The organism is Aneurinibacillus soli (genome assembly GCF_002355375.1).
Taxonomy (GTDB): Bacteria; Bacillota; Bacilli; order Aneurinibacillales; family Aneurinibacillaceae; genus Aneurinibacillus; species Aneurinibacillus soli.
Genome location: NZ_AP017312.1, coordinates 1,072,559 through 1,089,540 on the forward strand (window position 1 = coordinate 1,072,559; position 16,982 = coordinate 1,089,540).

Annotated in this window: 18 protein-coding genes and 2 riboswitches; of the genes, 17 read left to right on the forward strand and 1 reads right to left on the reverse strand. The window is 47.4% G+C overall.

Annotated features, from left to right (window positions below; all coding sequences use genetic code 11):
• The first annotated feature begins 43 nt into the window (after nt 1–43).
• A riboswitch (Lysine riboswitch) is annotated at nt 44–233 on the forward strand.
• Nucleotides 234–377: 144 nt separating this feature from the next.
• Nucleotides 378–1,622 (forward strand): aspartate kinase, encoded by a 1,245-nt coding sequence (locus tag CB4_RS05520; RefSeq protein WP_096463931.1) that lies wholly within the window; start codon nt 378–380, stop codon nt 1,620–1,622.
• 80 nt (nt 1,623–1,702) lie between these two features.
• Here CB4_RS05520 and CB4_RS05525 read toward each other — a convergent pair whose 3' ends face one another.
• Nucleotides 1,703–2,281, reverse strand: a complete 579-nt coding sequence (locus CB4_RS05525; RefSeq protein WP_096463932.1) for a biotin transporter BioY — start codon at nt 2,279–2,281, stop codon at nt 1,703–1,705.
• Nucleotides 2,282–2,416: 135 nt separating this feature from the next.
• Nucleotides 2,417–2,526: riboswitch (SAM riboswitch) on the forward strand.
• Nucleotides 2,527–2,627: 101 nt separating this feature from the next.
• Here CB4_RS05525 and metX point away from each other — a divergent pair.
• The 16 genes from metX to tig all read left to right on the forward strand — a co-directional run bounded on the left by metX (nt 2,628) and on the right by tig (nt 16,934).
• Nucleotides 2,628–3,737 carry a homoserine O-acetyltransferase MetX gene (gene metX / locus CB4_RS05530; RefSeq protein ID WP_096463933.1) on the forward strand — a complete coding sequence of 370 codons (1,110 nt, stop codon included), beginning with the start codon at nt 2,628–2,630 and terminating at the stop codon, nt 3,735–3,737.
• A gap of 284 nt (nt 3,738–4,021) precedes the next feature.
• Nucleotides 4,022–4,672 carry a succinate dehydrogenase cytochrome b558 subunit gene (locus CB4_RS05535; RefSeq protein WP_096463934.1) on the forward strand — a complete coding sequence of 217 codons (651 nt, stop codon included), beginning with the start codon at nt 4,022–4,024 and terminating at the stop codon, nt 4,670–4,672.
• An 11-nt stretch (nt 4,673–4,683) separates the two neighbouring features.
• Nucleotides 4,684–6,468 (forward strand): succinate dehydrogenase flavoprotein subunit, encoded by a 1,785-nt coding sequence (gene sdhA, locus CB4_RS05540; protein WP_096463935.1) that lies wholly within the window; start codon nt 4,684–4,686, stop codon nt 6,466–6,468.
• Between the two features lie 2 nt (nt 6,469–6,470).
• The gene (gene sdhB, locus CB4_RS05545; protein WP_096463936.1) at nt 6,471–7,220 is read left to right on the forward strand and encodes a succinate dehydrogenase iron-sulfur subunit; all 750 of its coding nucleotides are present in this window, start codon (nt 6,471–6,473) and stop codon (nt 7,218–7,220) included.
• Nucleotides 7,221–7,384: 164 nt separating this feature from the next.
• Nucleotides 7,385–8,422 carry a biotin synthase BioB gene (gene bioB / locus CB4_RS05550; RefSeq protein ID WP_096463937.1) on the forward strand — a complete coding sequence of 346 codons (1,038 nt, stop codon included), beginning with the start codon at nt 7,385–7,387 and terminating at the stop codon, nt 8,420–8,422.
• A gap of 93 nt (nt 8,423–8,515) precedes the next feature.
• A complete protein-coding gene (locus CB4_RS05555; protein WP_096463938.1) occupies nt 8,516–8,992 on the forward strand; it encodes an acyl-CoA thioesterase in 477 nt (158 codons plus the stop codon).
• Nucleotides 8,993–8,995: 3 nt separating this feature from the next.
• Nucleotides 8,996–9,403, forward strand: coding sequence for a hypothetical protein (locus CB4_RS05560; RefSeq protein WP_096463939.1), 408 nt, complete (start codon nt 8,996–8,998; stop codon nt 9,401–9,403).
• Between the two features lie 120 nt (nt 9,404–9,523).
• Nucleotides 9,524–9,745, forward strand: a complete 222-nt coding sequence (locus tag CB4_RS05565; protein ID WP_057897830.1) for a helix-turn-helix domain-containing protein — start codon at nt 9,524–9,526, stop codon at nt 9,743–9,745.
• 131 nt (nt 9,746–9,876) lie between these two features.
• The gene (locus CB4_RS05570) at nt 9,877–10,632 is read left to right on the forward strand and encodes an exonuclease domain-containing protein (RefSeq protein WP_096463940.1); all 756 of its coding nucleotides are present in this window, start codon (nt 9,877–9,879) and stop codon (nt 10,630–10,632) included.
• A gap of 195 nt (nt 10,633–10,827) precedes the next feature.
• Nucleotides 10,828–11,640 carry a glutamate racemase gene (racE, locus tag CB4_RS05575; protein WP_096463941.1) on the forward strand — a complete coding sequence of 271 codons (813 nt, stop codon included), beginning with the start codon at nt 10,828–10,830 and terminating at the stop codon, nt 11,638–11,640.
• A 77-nt stretch (nt 11,641–11,717) separates the two neighbouring features.
• Nucleotides 11,718–12,773, forward strand: coding sequence for a GerMN domain-containing protein (locus CB4_RS05580; RefSeq protein WP_096463942.1), 1,056 nt, complete (start codon nt 11,718–11,720; stop codon nt 12,771–12,773).
• A 119-nt stretch (nt 12,774–12,892) separates the two neighbouring features.
• Nucleotides 12,893–13,657: a ribonuclease PH gene (rph, locus tag CB4_RS05585; protein ID WP_096463943.1), complete on the forward strand. Its 765-nt coding sequence runs from the start codon at nt 12,893–12,895 to the stop codon at nt 13,655–13,657.
• Complete coding sequence (locus CB4_RS05590; protein ID WP_096463944.1) at nt 13,650–14,270, forward strand: XTP/dITP diphosphatase; 621 nt, start codon at nt 13,650–13,652, stop codon at nt 14,268–14,270. The genes rph and CB4_RS05590 overlap by 8 nt, the downstream gene beginning before the upstream one ends.
• Nucleotides 14,267–14,806, forward strand: a complete 540-nt coding sequence (locus CB4_RS05595) for a metallophosphoesterase (protein WP_096463945.1) — start codon at nt 14,267–14,269, stop codon at nt 14,804–14,806. The genes CB4_RS05590 and CB4_RS05595 overlap by 4 nt, the downstream gene beginning before the upstream one ends.
• Nucleotides 14,803–15,492 carry a hypothetical protein gene (locus CB4_RS05600; RefSeq protein WP_096463946.1) on the forward strand — a complete coding sequence of 230 codons (690 nt, stop codon included), beginning with the start codon at nt 14,803–14,805 and terminating at the stop codon, nt 15,490–15,492. The genes CB4_RS05595 and CB4_RS05600 overlap by 4 nt, the downstream gene beginning before the upstream one ends.
• A 155-nt stretch (nt 15,493–15,647) precedes the next feature.
• Nucleotides 15,648–16,934, forward strand: a complete 1,287-nt coding sequence (gene tig / locus CB4_RS05605) for a trigger factor (protein ID WP_096463947.1) — start codon at nt 15,648–15,650, stop codon at nt 16,932–16,934.
• Nucleotides 16,935–16,982: the final 48 nt, after the last annotated feature.

Sequence of the window (16,982 nt, forward strand, 5' to 3'; positions counted from 1 at the left end):
TTATACTGATAAATTAAATATTTCAAGTAACGCCTCACTTATATGGTGAGGTAGAGGCGCGAAAACCATAAGTACCCTGCAGGAGGATTGAGAGTCCATAGAATGCAGAAGAAAGGGGAATTCGCCGAAATGACAGCTTGCTTCTCAGCGGCTGTTGTTGGGTCTGTATCGAATAGATGCAGGACTGTCACCGAATCGTCATCCCGGACGTTCGGTGGAGTACTATCTCGCACAGGGAAAAGGGACGTGAGCGTATTGCTGGAAGTTACCGAACGGACTTACAGGACAGCAGCGAAGGCACGTATGCCTTTCGTTTGCTGTCCTTTTTATTTTATGCGGGATAGAGAGAATATTCAGGAAAAAGAGGAGAGAGAAGCATGAGTTTGATTGTACAGAAATTCGGCGGTACATCAGTAGGAACGGTAGAGCGCATCCAGGCGGTGGCACATCGTGTCATTCAGACGCGGAACGCTGGACATGATGTCGTTGTAGTCGTATCCGCCATGGGAAAATCAACAGATGTGCTTGTGGATATGGCGAAGCAGATTACAGCAGAACCACCTGCTCGGGAGATGGATATGCTTTTGACAACTGGAGAACAAGTATCTATTGCCTTATTGTCGATGGCGCTTCAGGCGGAAGGTCAGTCTGCTGTTTCGATGACAGGCTGGCAGGCAGGTATTACGACAGAAGATGTACATACAAAGGCACGTATTGTACAGATCGATCCAGCAACGATGCAGGATGCCCTTGCCGCTGGTAACGTTGTCATCGTTGCGGGTTTCCAGGGAATTACAGAAGATGGACAGATCACAACGCTTGGTCGCGGCGGCTCGGATACGACAGCGGTAGCACTTGCCGGGGCATTGAAAGCTGATCTGTGTGAAATTTATACGGATGTAGACGGCGTCTATACAGCCGACCCGCGCATTGTGTCATCTGCCCGGAAACTTACAACCATTTCGCATGATGAGATGCTTGAACTGGCTACACTGGGTGCTGGCGTACTGCACCCGCGTGCGGTTGAATGCGCCAAACAGCATGGCGTGCCGCTTGTGGTGCGCTCTAGCTTTGGTTATGAAGAAGGAACACGAGTACAGGAGGAAGTAGATATGGAACAAGGACTGATTATTAGCGGAATCGCCCATGATAAAAACGTAGCAAAAATTACAGTAGCAGATATGCCGATGCAGGTGGATACGATGTCGAAGTTGTTCACGACACTGGCTGACGAGCATATTAATGTGGATGTGATCATTCAGAGTTCGTACGAAGCAGATACAACGAATGTCTCATTTTCCGTAAGTGGAGACGAGGTAAAGCGGACGCTGCAAATTTTGTTGCGTGAAAAAGAACATCTGCACTTTGGCTATGCTGTAGCGGAAGAAGAACTGGCCAAAGTATCCATTGTAGGTGCAGGTATGATTACCAATCCGGGAGTAGCGGCTCAGATGTTCCGTTGTTTGGCAGACGCGGGAATTGAAATCAAAATGGTATCGACATCCGAGATTAAAGTATCGTGTGTTGTACCGCTTGAGCAAATGGAAAACGCCGTACGCAGCCTGCATACATCATTTGGACTTGACGTAGTAGAACGCGCAGTTGTCCATTCAGCGCAATAAGTAAGATTCATAGTAAAAGGCCGGTCACTTGGACCGGCCTTTTACTATCGCTATGGTACAGAAGGTGTGTTGAATCATGCTTATGCTGTATGATCTGTTTTTGACTGTGAATGCGACGGCATAAGTCCCGCTGCTTTTAGACGGCGGATGACCAGAACGCCGACATAAGATGCAAGCGCGATTTTGAGCAGATCTGGTGCGATAAACGGAGTCATCCCAACAGCAATCGCTTTGTTCCATGTCAGATGTGCAACCAGTTTAAGCTGTGCGACACCTAATGCATAAATAATAGCCAGGCCAACTACATTGGCGAGAAAAGCACGGATAACTGTTATTGTATCCCGCTTAAGCATCATGCCCATCACAAATGCTGCGACGATGTAGCCAATCAAATAACCGCCTGTTGGACCTACAAGCACGGATGCCCCGGTTTTAAACTGTGCGAATACCGGAACTCCAATCACGCCGAGCAGTATATATAACAACACAGCAAGCGTCCCGTATCTCTGTCCGAGAATAATAACGGTAAGGGCGATAGCAAAGTTCTGCATCGTGAATGGGACCATTGGAAGGAAGGAAATAGATAGCTGTGCACATACCGAAATAATGGCACAAAATAAGGCCGAAAGAATCATCATTTTCAAACGTTGACTTTGCATGGCGTTTCTCCTTTATGTTAACTATGGTTTTATTTAAGTTTACATACATCAATGTCAGACTGTCAATATTGACATTGCCCACTAAAGCACGTAGTATGTAGATAATTGTTAGTAAAGACTGAAAAAACTGAATAGCTCTTATCTAGAGAGGTGGAGGGACTGGCCCGATGAAGCCCGGCAACCCCGCAGTATATTGCGGATAAGGTGCCAATTCCAGCAGGACATTCGGTTCTGGAAGATAAGAGGAGGTCTGGATCGGCATAAGCCCCTCTTCTTTTGAATAAAGAAGGGGCTTTTTCTTTTTTCATGGATGTAGCGGAAAAGCTCGGAGGGAGTGACATATATAATGGAGAAGAAGATGGTGCTTACGAGCATCACTTTAGAATGTGGGGAGACAATCAGTCAGGTAGAGGTGACGTACGAAACAAGTGGGAAGCTGAACGCGGAGAGAAACAACGCAATTCTCATCTGTCATGCACTGACCGGAGATGCTAAAGCAGTAGGGGATGAAGAAACACCAGGCTGGTGGGAAGGGTTAATTGGACCGGGTCGGTATGTAGATACAAATCAGTATTTTGTTATTACGTCCAATGTACTAGGTGGCTGCGCAGGAACGACAGGCCCGGCATCGGTTCACCCGGAGTCGGGTATACCGTATGGGGCTGACTTTCCCGTTGTGACAATTCGGGATATGGTGCAGGTGCAGTATGAACTAGTCCGGCATCTTGAAATTGATAAGTTGTTTGCGGTGATTGGTGGATCAATGGGTGGCATGCAAGTGTTTGAATGGGCTACATCATATCCAGACATGATGGAAGTAGTAGTCCCGATCGCGACTTGCGCCCGCTTGTCTGCTGTGGCAATCGCGTATAATGATGTAGGGCGGCAGGCAATCCTGTCTGACCCAAGCTGGCAGCGCGGACATTATTACCCGGACAAAGGGCCGATTAACGGGCTGTCCGTCGCCCGGATGCTTGGAATGCTTACGTACCGAACGGCCGATTTGTTTGAATATCGGTTTGGTCGTCGGCTGAAAGATGATAAGGGGGATGTGACACAATTCGACTCTACCTTCCAAATTGAGAGCTACTTGCGCTATCAGGGACAAAAGCTGGTCGATCGGTTTGATGCTAACAGCTATCTGTATTTGTTAAAAGCGATGGACTCTCATGATATTGGACGCAACCGTGGCGGAATTAAAAAGGCGATTGAAAGCATACAGGCGCATGTACTTTCGATTGCGATTTCTGGTGATCTATTGTATCCGGCTGATCATCAGGAAGAAGTAGTGGCCATGATGCAGAAGGCTGGAAAAAATGTGGAGTATCACTATATTGATTCCATTTACGGACATGATGGTTTTCTCGTTGAGTTTGTGAAGATTGGCCCACTGGTAGAATCCTACCTCAATCAGCAGTATGTAAGGGTTTGTAAACGCTCCGCTGCTTCCTATTGATTATTGTTTAATTTCGACAATTTCTGTGGCGGTTTCCTTGACGCTAACCCGTCCAGAGAGTAAAATGAATTTGTCACAAAGTCTTCATTTTCATAGGCTTCCTTCACAGGGAGCTTTTCTTCATGTCAGAGGCAGCCGCAGAGGCGAAGGAGGAGTGGAGAGAGATAGGATTTTACAGTTTTGTAGTGGTAGGGTGGAGAGAGTAGCCAACAAGCATGGATTTGTGAAAAAAATGCCAAACTAGAAAAACCAGAGGGTACCATTATGAAAGGGGGAATATGAAAATGATGAATCATCGTCATTTCTTCAACCGTAAACTTCACTCCCTACTCGGCGTAGTTCCGATTGGGGGCTTTCTATTCGTTCACTTACTAGTGAACTTTTACGCAACACGCGGCGAACCAGCTTTCCTGGAGCGCGTACAAATCATGGAGGGACTTCCGTTCCTTGCTTTGATTGAAATTCTGTTTATTTTCTTACCGATTTTGTACCATGGTATTTATGGTTTGTACATTGCTTTCCAAGCGAAAAACAACGTTGGCAACTATGGCTATTTCCGTAACACAATGTTCATGCTGCAGCGCGTTACGGGCGTAATTACTCTCATCTTTATTACCTGGCACGTATACGAAACAAAAATCCAAATGCTGATTGGCAAAACAGATGCCACTGGTCTCTTTACACTCATGAATGACATTCTTGCGAACAAGGTAATGCTTGCATTTTATGTCATCGGTCTTATTTCTGCTGTGTTCCATTTCGCGAACGGTCTCTGGAGTTTTGCAGTTAGCTGGGGCATTACAGTCGGTCCGCGTGCACAGCGCATCTCTACATATGTGACAATGGCGATTTTCGTGCTGATGTCTGCAATGGGTCTGATGGCACTGTTTGCATTCGCGAATCCGGTTGACGTGGCTCAGGCCATTCAGAAATAGGGGGTTAGAGCATGAGTAAAGGTAAAATTATCGTAGTCGGTGGCGGTCTCGCAGGCCTCATGGCGACTATTAAAGCTGCGGAAGCCGGTCATCCGGTTGAGCTGTTCTCACTTGTTCCGGTAAAACGCTCCCACTCTGTTTGTGCGCAGGGCGGTATTAACGGGGCAGTTAATACAAAAGGGGAAGGCGATTCCCCATGGATTCACTTCGATGACACAATTTATGGTGGCGACTTCCTTGCGAACCAACCGCCAGTTAAAGCAATGTGTGATGCAGCACCTGGTATCATTTATATGTTCGACCGTATGGGCGTTATGTTCAACCGTACGCCGGAAGGTCTGATCGACTTCCGCCGTTTCGGGGGTACACAGCACCACCGTACAGCGTTCGCTGGTGCGACAACAGGTCAGCAGCTTCTGTACGCGTTGGACGAGCAAGTTCGCCGTTGGGAAGTAAATGGTCTCGTTACGAAATATGAAGGATGGGAATTCCTGTCCGCTGTTGTGGATGATGAAGGTACATGCCGTGGTATCACTGCGCAGAATCTCCGCTCTATGGAGATTAAAGCATTCAAAGCGGATGCTGTTATTATGGCGACAGGTGGCCCTGGTATTATCTTTGGTAAATCTACAAACTCTGTTATCAACACAGCAACAGCAGCGTCTGCGATCTATCAGCAGGGCGTTAAATATGCGAATGCTGAGTTCATCCAGATCCACCCGACTGCAATCCCAGGCGATGACAAGCTGCGTCTGATGTCCGAGTCTGCTCGTGGTGAGGGCGGTCGTGTATGGACATATAAAGACGGTAAACCGTGGTACTTCCTTGAAGAGAAATACCCGGCATACGGTAACCTTGTACCGCGTGATATCGCGACCCGTGAAATTTTTGACGTGTGCGTTGTACAGAAATTGGGTATCAACGGCGAGAACATGGTATACCTTGACCTGTCTCACAAAGATCCGCACGAACTTGACATTAAACTCGGTGGTATCATCGAGATTTATGAAAAATTCGCAGGGGACGACCCGCGTAAAGTTCCAATGAAAATCTTCCCGGCTGTTCACTATTCTATGGGCGGTCTGTGGGTTGATTACAACCAGATGACAAATATCCCAGGTCTGTTTGCAGCTGGTGAGTGTGATTACTCGCAGCACGGTGCAAACCGTCTCGGTGCAAACTCGCTCCTGTCTGCTGTATTCGGCGGCATGGTGGCAGGTCCAAAAGCCATTGAATACATCAAAGGCCTTGAGAAGTCCGCAGAAGACATCTCCTCTACTGTATTCGACGGAGAAGCCAAAAAACAGCAGGGTAAATACGATAGCATTACTAGCATGACAAGCGGTACAGAGAACGCATATGTAATCCACCGCGAACTTGGCGAATGGATGACCGATAACGTAACGGTTGTACGCTACAACGACAAGCTGAAGCAGACAGATGAGAAGATTCAAGAACTCATGCAGCGCTATCAGCAAATCAACATCAACGATACAGCAAAATCAAGCAATGCGAGCGCTGCATTTACACGTCAACTGTGGAATATGCTGCAACTCGCACGTGTTGTTACACTCGGTGCGCTTAACCGTAACGAAAGCCGCGGTGCACATTACAAACCGGAATTCCCGGACCGTAATGACGAGGACTTCATGAAAACGACAATCGCTGAATTCGATCCAGCTACAAACGGACCGAAGATTTCGTACGAAGAAATTGATATTTCGCTGATTCAGCCTCGTAAACGTGACTACTCTTCGAAGCATAAAGTGGCTGACAAGAAAGAAGAGGTGAAATAATCATGGCTGAAAAAACAATTCATTTGATTGTTACTCGTCAGGATACTCCTGAATCAGCACCATATAAGCAAGAATTCAAAATCCCATACCGTCCGAACATGAACATCATTAGCTGCCTGATGGAAATTCGCCGTAATCCGGTAACAGCAGATGGCAAGCAAGTGGCTCCAATCGTATGGGAAATGAACTGTCTAGAAGAAGTGTGCGGTGCATGCTCCATGGTTATCAATGGCAAGCCGCGTCAATCGTGTACATCACTTGTGGATAAGCTTGAACAGCCGATCCGTCTTGAGCCGATGAGCACATTCCCGGTTGTACGTGACCTGGCTATCGACCGCAGCCGTATGTTCGATGGACTGAAGCGCGTAAAAGCTTGGATTCCGATCGATGGTACACATGACCTCGGTCCAGGACCACGCATGCCAGAAGTGGATCGCCAGTGGGCATATGAATTGTCCCGCTGCATGACGTGCGGTGTATGCCTCGAAGCATGCCCGAACGTAAATGACAAATCACCGTTCGTCGGTGCGTTTGCGATCTCCCAGGTGCGTCTGTTCAATGAACACCCGACAGGTAAAATGAACGCAGAAGAGCGCCTTGAAGGCATTATGGGCGAAGGTGGCGTTACGGATTGCGGTAACTCCCAGAACTGCGTACAGTCTTGCCCGAAAGGCATTCCGCTTACAACGTCAATCGCAGCGATGAATCGTGCGACTACGTTATATTCTATTAAAAACTTCTTCCGTAGCTAGTAGAGAAGTGAGTGAGAAACCCCTGCATTCTTTTATAGGATGCAGGGGTTTTTATATTAAATGACAACTTGATATTCTAACAGGTTGACATAGTGAAAGAATAGTCCGTATAATTATTGTTAACCTGATAAAAACAAAAAGTTAACAATGATGGAGAGTGACGTATGAGCATACCTGTGATGGAAACAAAACCGACAACGGACTGGATGGTACTGGCAGAAGAGGTGCTAGCTGGACGCCAATTGAGCAAAGAGGAAGCGCTGTCTATTCTGCAGGCACCGGATGCAGAAATCTTGAGTCTTTTACAGGCTGCATACCGTATCCGCAGTCATTATTATGGCAATAAAGTAAAGCTTAATATGATCATCAACGCCAAAAGCGGTCTTTGTCCGGAAGATTGCGGGTATTGCTCGCAGTCAATTGTATCGAATGCACCGATTGAGAAATACCCACAACTTTCTAAGGATGTTCTGGTAGACGGGGCACTGAAAGCGAAGGAAGCAAAAGCCGGTACATATTGCATCGTCATGAGTGGACGCCGTCCGACGGATAAGGAAGTCGATAATGTCATTGAAGCGGTAAAAGAGATTAAGGAACAACATAATATGAAAATTTGTGCCTGTCTGGGACTCGTCACGCCGGAACAAGCTAAAAAGCTCAAGTCAGTTGGGGTAGACCGATTCAACCATAATATCAACACCGCAGCGAGCAATCATGAGAATATTACATCTACGCATACATATGAAGATCGCCTGAACACGTTAAACGCGGTCAAAGATGCTGGTATGTCACCTTGCTCCGGTGTAATCATTGGCATGGGCGAAACTGATGAAGAAATTGTGGACATGGCGTATACCTTGTATGAGCTCAATGCTGATTCCATTCCGGTCAACTTCTTGAATGCCATTCCAGGTACACCGCTGGAAAGCATGAAAAAAGTGGGTGCAGTAAAAGCGCTTAAAGTGGTAGCGTTGTTCCGCTTTATTAACCCGACAAAAGAAATTCGTATCGCAGGAGGGCGAGAAGTCAACCTGCGCCATCTTCAGCCGATGGGACTGTACGCCGCCAATTCGATCTTCGTCGGTGATTATCTAACGACAGATGGCCAGAAGATGCGCGTAGATCATGAAATGATTGAGGATCTCGGTTTTGAAATTGAAGAATGTGCCTATGATAGCGAGCCGCCGACAGTAACGGCGTAAGCGATACATGTATTGAGAAGCTCCCGTAATACACGGGAGTTTTTGTTTTTTTATAGTTCTGATAAAATAGGGGAAAACGATAGGAGTGTAACTATGGGAAAAGCGACATACATTCAGCCGGATCTTGAAAGATGGATGAAAACCTTTCATTTTGAAACCGATATCAAAATTCGTTACTGCGAAACGGATATGTCGGGTCATGTAAATAATGTAAGTTATCTCATATATTTCGAGCAGGGGCGGATTGATTATTTTGATCGACTGGATATAGGGGATGAAGTACTGCACGATAAAGCAGAATTTATGGTTGTAACGGCAGATATTACGTGCCATTATCACAACGAACTTTTCTTCCGTGAAAATCCTACGCTGCTTGTACGCGTTGCACGGCTTGGCAATACGTCGATGGATATTGAATATTGTCTGGTTGTAAAAGACAAAAATAAAGTAGCGGCTACCGGAAGCGGGACAATTGTACTTGTAGGAAAAGAAACGAAACGAAGCACACCCATTCCGTCGCAGGTGCGCGAGCGTATTATAAAGTTTGAACAGATGGAGATGACGATGTAACCCATGTTTTTTCACGGCATTCCGTATAAGTATATACAGGTTCACTACCCTGTAATTTCGCCCCGCCATAACACAGAGGATCTGACAGAAGCTCAGAAAGCTGACAGTCGTCATTTAATCGAGCGCTTCGGTCTCGAACCTGTACATCTTCTTGCGTATGAGCGTGGCGTGTACGGACTTAAGGACTGCTTGACAGCCTGCTTTTCCTTTGGGGATGTCGTATTTGCTTTTTGTTCGCTGTCGCCCCCGCTCTTGCAGCTTAGTACTCATGAAGTAGGAGTAAAGGAGCTTGATCTGCGGGAGGCACGTTGGATTTTCCTCAATGGAGTGGAACATCAAGCAAAAATCCAAACGCGGTTCCCTGGAATCAAGGTTTTCGTCTGCACGGAGGAAAAGCATACTGGAATATAATGTGTCGCAGGCCCAAATTCAGCCATCCCTTGAACCACCTGGCTTCCCGGGTCATAAATATATGATGACTGTATCCCTAGCCTTGCACTTGAGAGCCCAGGCCAAGGAGGGGTAGCACTTTTGAGTAACGAACAGAAAGCCAAGCCGCTATTGACCAATCGGGAACGAGAGGTATTTGAACTGCTAGTGCTTGACAAGACGACGAAAGAGATTGCGCAGCAGCTGTTTATCAGTGAAAAGACCGTCCGTAATCATATCAGTAATGTCATGCAAAAGCTCAATGTAAAAGGTCGTTCCCAGGCAGTTGTCGAACTCGTCCGTTTAGGTGAATTGAAAATTTAATAATTCCCAATACGGGCAGCCCACCTCTATAAGAGGCGGGTTTTTTATGTCAGATAATCTTACATGAAAGTTGTTATAGCGGTTGACTCTCGATATAATTACAGGAAAAGGAATCAGGGCGGGGATGAACGATGAAAGAGCAGTCGTCTGCGTTTTTCACACGCATTTCACAGCTGCTCTCACGCGGCATCGGAAAGCAGCAGATGAGTATGTTTTACGGGCAAGGGGGCAGAAGTCTGCAAGAAGAAGCGCAGGTGAGAGCCTATCTGCGCGAATCACAGCGTCAGCAGGCATTTCGTAAGTTGCCGGTGGAGCAAGTCGTATATACATCACTTGATACCGAAACAACTGGATTTCATCCCGAGCATGGAGATGAGATCATCTCCATTGGAGCCGTGCATATGAAGGGACCGATACTGACGGATGAGATTTTCTCGACATTCATTCGACCTTCTTGTTCGATTCCGTTTTCGATAACAGAGTTGACGGGCATCTCCGAGCAGGATGTGGCAGAAGCCCCTGTTTTGGCAGATATAATGGGGGAGTTGAATGGTTTTCTACATGATACTGTCGTAATTGGCTGGTACATCGGCCATGAGGTTAAATTTTTTAATTATTTTCTATGGCGAAAGTATCGGGCGAGATTTACATATCGCGTATTGGAAATGAAGCGTATGGTGGAATGCGTATACCCCGAGCTTAGTGCCTGTACAGGGCTGGAAGAAGTGCTGGATGCGATGAACATACGTGTAGAGAAGCGGCATGAAGCGCTGGCGGATGCACAGATGACGGCGCAATTATGGGGACTTATTCAGAATGAAATTCGTCACAGAGGGATATATACAATGGAAGAGCTGTACACTTTCCTGGCAGAAGGTGGACGATGATAGATCATGATTGACTACAGGCTTTCGCGTTTTACACGCGGAGGCCTGTTTTCTGTATAAATTGCAGGATTGACGTAGACAAAGGGAAAGCGTATCGTAAAATGGGCATGTGCCCGGACTGTGAACCGTGGTATTTATATATCCATATACTGGGTACTAACGAAGGATTCTACACGTAAGGAAGCGACTGAACTGATGAAAAGAGGAATAGGCATTATTGATTCCGGAGTGGGGGGATTGACCGTAGCGAAAGAAGTGCTGCGTCAGCTTCCACGTGAGGATATTTTATATTTTGGTGATACGGCGCGCTGTCCGTATGGTCCACGTCCGGCGGAAGAAGTGCGGGAGTTTTCGCTCCAAATGATCCGTTTTTTGTTGCAACATAAGATAAAAGCGCTGATGATCGGATGCAACACGGCTGCCGCAGTGGTACTACAGGAAGTAAGCGAGATGCTTGATATTCCGGTGATTGGGGTAATTGAGCCAGGTGCTCGTTCTGCCATTAAGGAAACTGATACGGGACGAATTGCGGTAATCGGCACCGAAGGAACCATTCGAAGTGGTGCATATGCTGCCGCGCTACGAAAGCTTAATCCGCAAATTCAAGTTACAAGTCTTGCCTGTCCGACCCTTGTTCCCCTTGTAGAGAGCGGTCGGCTGCATGATAGGGAAGGCATCACGATTGTGCGGGAGGCGCTTGCACCGCTTGCAGGAGAGGACTTCGATACGCTCATTCTTGGCTGCACACATTATCCGTTAATCGCGCCATTTATTCAGGAAGTCGTAGGAGAAGGTATTACGCTAATAAGTTCGGCGGAAGAAGCAGCGCGTGAGTTAAGTACGGTGCTGTGGCATAGACGTATGTTAGCGAACGGGGGAGATGTTGTGAATCCGATGCATCAATTTTTTACAAGTGGAAATTCAGAGTTGTTCATGTCCATTGCCGAAGAATGGCTGAACATTAAGGTGCAGGCAAAGCAGATTGATCTTGAAGCGGGCCTGTCATAAAATTTGGACAAAGCAGGCATACATCCCAAGAAGGCTCGTATACATAGTAATACAAAATGAGCCTGAGGAGGGAAACTATGGCCCGCAAATTACCATATGTCGGTGCTTTTCTTAGTGCAGTATTCTTACTTAGCGGCTGCGGCCTGTTCGGACCAAAAGATGTTTCAAGTCCGCAACAGATGGATCCACCGCAGCTTACGCCGCCATCTGCCGCAACAAGTGAGAAAGTGACGGCGCCGCAGACTGGCTCTGAGCAGAAAGCGAATAAAGCAGTGAAGGTACAAAAACTGTATGTGCTTGATGCGGACGGCTATGTTGTGCCATGGGCACTACAGCTGCCACATTCAGAAGGTAAAGGATCTGCGAAGCAAGTTCTTGGTTACATGGTCCAAGGTGGAGAAGGTGAGAAACTACTGCCGCAAGGGTTCAAGGCGGTGCTGCCGAGTGGAACGAAGGTGCTTGGCATCACGATTAAAAATGGGATAGCTACCGTAGATTTCTCACAGGAATTCAAAAAATACAAAGCCGAAGATGAACAAAAAATTCTCGATGCGGTAACATGGGCGATGACGGAGTTCGATACCGTGAAAGAGGTTAACATCCGGATTAACGGCCATCCGCTTGATGCGATGCCGGTGAAAGGCACGCCTGTGTCTCATCTTAGCCGGGAGACGGGAATCAATGTAGAAGTAGCGGAAGGGGTCAAACCGGGAAGCGCGATGGCAGTTACGGTATATTTCCAGGGCCAGGTCAATGACAAGCTTACCTATTTTGTTCCGGTAACACGTTACGTGCCGAAAACAGACAATCGCGGATTGGCAGCGATGAAAGAGTTGATTCAGGGACCGAAGCAACATTCTCAGCTCTTCTCCCCACTGCTTCAGGCGAACGTATTAAGCGTCAAGCAGCAGAAGGATACAGTTCTGGTTAATTTCGATAATAAACTGCTATCATACAATCAGGGACAGGCAAGTCCGGATGCGATGGAATCAGTTGTGCTATCACTCATCGAGAATTCGGGTGCCAAAAAAGTGCAGGTGATGGTGGACGGCAAGAAAAATGTGAAAGCAGGAACGATTGACTATTCCAAGCCGGTGAGCCGTACCATGGTCGAACAGGCACAAAAATATTAGAAATGATAAGGAGAGGGGGAGACACCACCTCTCTTTTGTTTCGCTATTGGTGTATGGTACATGTTCTGTAAGGTGTTGTGCTATAATAATCCAGATATTACGAATTGGGAGGTAATGGAATGCGAATAGATGGACGTACGTACGATCAAATTCGACCGGTTACAATGACAACCGATTACATAAAGCATGCGGAAGGCTCGGTATTAATAGAAGTGGGCGATACGAAAGTGATCTGTACAGCCACAGTAGAAGAAAGGGTGCCGCCTTTCATGCGCAATCAGGGACGCGGCTGGGTGACAGCGGAATATTCGATGCTGCCGCGTGCAACAGAAAGTCGCAATGTGCGGGAATCAAGTCGAGGTAAGGTTAACGGACGTACGCAAGAAATCCAGCGCTTGATTGGCCGTGCCCTGCGCTCGGTTGTGAATTTGGAAGCGCTCGGGGAGCGGACGATTTGGCTTGATTGCGATGTGATTCAGGCAGACGGTGGCACACGTACGGCATCCATTACGGGAGCATATGTAGCAATGGTGCTGGCGATGGGCGGACTTATAGAGAAGCAGCAGCTTACCAAATTGCCGGTAACGGATTATCTTGCAGCAACAAGTGTGGGCATCCTGGAAGAAAAGGCGCATCTTGATCTGTGTTATGCAGAAGATTCCAAAGCAAAAGTAGACATGAATATCGTGATGACTGGAGCTGGTAAGTTCGTAGAAGTACAGGGCACAGGAGAGGAAGCGCCATTCAGCATGGAAGAGCTGCAGCAGCTGCTTGCCTTTGGAAAAAAAGGCGTAGAAGAGTTGATTGAAGCTCAAAAAGAAGCGATTGGCAAGTGGAGCACGCAGATTGGAACCCAGACAGAAGGAGCGGCTCGTCATGCGTAAGAAAGAAGCATTTCCATGGGAGAGTGTCGTACTGGCTACGAAAAATAAAGGGAAGATCAAAGAGTTTACCCGGATGTTCAGTCACTGGAACGTGCGTGTATTGACGATGGAAGATGATCTGGATTTTCCGGATGTCGTAGAAGACGGGGAAACATTTGAAGCGAATGCTCGCAAAAAAGCAGAAGAAATCATGAAAGCGACCGGACTTGCGGCGCTTGCGGATGATTCCGGCCTGGAAGTGGCTGCGCTTGATGGCAAGCCAGGTGTGTATTCGGCCCGCTTCGCAGGGGAACATGCTTCCGATGCGGATAACAACGCGAAGCTTGTTCAGCTAATGAAGGATGTGCCGGAAGCGGAACGAGAGGCACGATTCGTATCTGTACTCGCGCTTGCGTTACCAGGGGACGATATCATTCTTGTTCGCGGCACGTGTGAAGGGCGGATTGTGCTCGAAGCATCCGGAACAAATGGATTTGGATATGATCCGTACTTTTATTTGCCAGAGAAAGAGAGGACGATGGCCGAGCTTGCACCTGATGAGAAAAATGCAGTGAGCCATCGGGGTGTTGCCGTACGGAAGCTTACAGCAGAGCTTGCGGAGCGGTTCGCATGAAGCTCGTTGTCGTAAGTGATACACATGGCAGTATGGAGCATCTAGCAGCCATTCGAGAACGCCATGGAGAGGCATGTTTTTTTCACTGTGGTGATGCATGCTATCCGATTGCAGAAGAACCTGATTTTGTTTATGTAAAGGGGAACTGTGATCGGGATCGAGTGATGCCAGAGGAGCTTATAACGGAACAGGACGGGCTTGTTATTTTGCAGACGCATGGAGACGCGTATGGGGTGAAGCAGACCGGGATGCGGCTGCGCTATCGGGCTCTTGAGGCGGGCGCAAATCTTGTGCTGTTCGGACACACGCATGTGCCAACTTGTGTGCAAGATGATGGCGTATTGTTTTTGAATCCCGGAAGTTTACTGTTGCCACGTTCGCACCCGATTGCGACGTACGCGGTACTTGATGGGAAGACAGACGGTGCATGTATCACAGTGGAAGTCGTATTTTATGCGCTTGATGGTACGCGGCAGGCTGGATTGGGCGGCACGTATCGTTTGCAGGCTGCTTATGGAGAAGGCGGCCTGTCATGAAGGAAGTGGATAAAAAGCAGCAAGACAATGTCGTTTTGTTTCCCGGATCCGGGGAGAGACGGTTCCAGATGGTAGAAGCATCGGTGCTGCGTAGGCTCGATGAGCAAGAAGGGTATGCGGAACGGCTGTGTACGATGCTGCATGCTGGTACGGTGGCTGAACAGCTTGCGGCAGTTGAACAGCTTACATATATTTACGATGATGCAACCATTACGGCTCTTCGTTCGTATATAGAAGGAGAGCGAGGCGATCCGGTCGCTAAGACACTGGCGTTGCGTGCGCTCAAAGAGCAGGGACAGGCGGGGATGATTGGAGTCCGGAAATTCGGTCGTCTGCTTACTGTAGACATCAGTGAGGTTCCGCTTGATGACGGCGAACTTCCGGTGGGACAGGCTGCGGTAATGCATGAGTTGGAGCGGGTGACTGAAGCACACGATGCTTCTGTGCTGCCGCTTGCTCTTCAGTTGTGGACAACCTACTTTTTTATGGCCTATCCTCTTGTGCCAGATGTTGACGCACATGGTGTAGGTGTGTGGGCTTCGGCCCTTCATTATGCGGTTACAAAGTTGCTCGGAACAGGGCAAACCGTAGAGAGAATCGCAGACCTATATGATGTGGACGGCCAGGCGGTAAGTCGCTGTTACCAGGAGCTTCAGGCGGTGCCAGGTCTTATATCTGGTGGGTGATTTGCCTTCGGATGGAAAGTGTCACCGGTCAGTTGAAAACCCATTTGATTATGATATAATGAAATGGTTATAATGGCAGGTGTACATAGTGTACGGTTTTTCATGAACAGTAGCACGTGTATTTGTTGATAGGATCTTAGGAGGGGAAAGCATAAATGAAAGCAACTTGGGAAAAGTTAGAAAATAACCAGGGTGTTCTCACTGTTGAAGTGGAAGAAACTCGGGTTGACAAAGCAATTGATCAAGCATTTAACAAAGTCGTAAAGAAAATTAACGTACCGGGCTTCCGTAAAGGCAAAGTACCGCGTAAGATTTTCGAAGCGCGTTTCGGAATCGAATCGCTCTATCAGGATGCACTCGACATCATCCTTCCGGAAGTGTATTCCGAAGCAGTACAAGAGACAGGCATTGATCCGGTTGACCGTCCGGAAGTAGACGTAGAGCAAATGGGCAAAGGCCAAAAGCTCGTCTTCAAAGCGACTGTTACAGTTAAGCCAGAAGTAAAACTTGGCGATTACAAAGGTCTTGCGGTAGAAGCAAAAGATTTCGCTGTAACAGATGAAGCGATTGCAGAAGAACTGACAGCGATGCAAAACCGCAGTGCTGAACTGGTTGTTCTCGAAGACGATGCAGCTGTAGCAACTGGCGACTTCGCAATCATTGACTTCACAGGTTTTGTAGAAGGGGAAGAATTCGAAGGCGGATCAGCTGAGAACTATCAGCTCGAGATCGGCTCTGGCACATTCATCCCAGGCTTCGAAGATCAAGTGATCGGCATGAAGAAGGACGAAGAGAAGGACGTTAGCGTCACATTCCCGGAAGACTATCATGCACAAGACCTCGCGGGTGAGCCGGTTGTTTTCAAAGTGAAAGTAAACGAAATTAAACGCAAAAACCTTCCTGAGCTTGATGATGAATTCGCGAAAGATGTAAGTGAATTCGACACGCTTGATGAATTGAAAGCGGACATTAAGAATAAACTCGAAGAAAAAGCAAAAGTAGACGCTGAAAACTTCAAAAAAGAATCGCTGATTGAGCAGGCAACAGCTAACGCTACAATCGACATTCCAGAAGTTATGGTTGAACAAGAAATCAACCATATGGTGAATGACTTTGCACAGCGCCTTCAATATCAAGGTATGAACCTTGACCTGTACTACCAGTTCACAGGCCTTGATGAGGAAAAACTGCGTGACCAGTTCCGTGAAGATGCACAGAAGCGTGTTCGCACATCTCTTGTGCTCGAAGCGATTAGCGAAGCGGAAAAAGTAGAAGTAACTGAAGAAGATGTTAATGCTGAGCTTGATGTGATGGCTGAGCAATACAAGCGTTCCGCTGACGAACTTCGCAAGATTTTCGCAGGCCGTGACGGACTTGCAAGCCTGAACCAAGACATTCGTATGCGTAAGACGATTGATCTTCTTGTAGCAAACAGCAAATAATCGTATACTTACCTTTCAGCTATAGAACAAGGCACGATAATTCGTGCC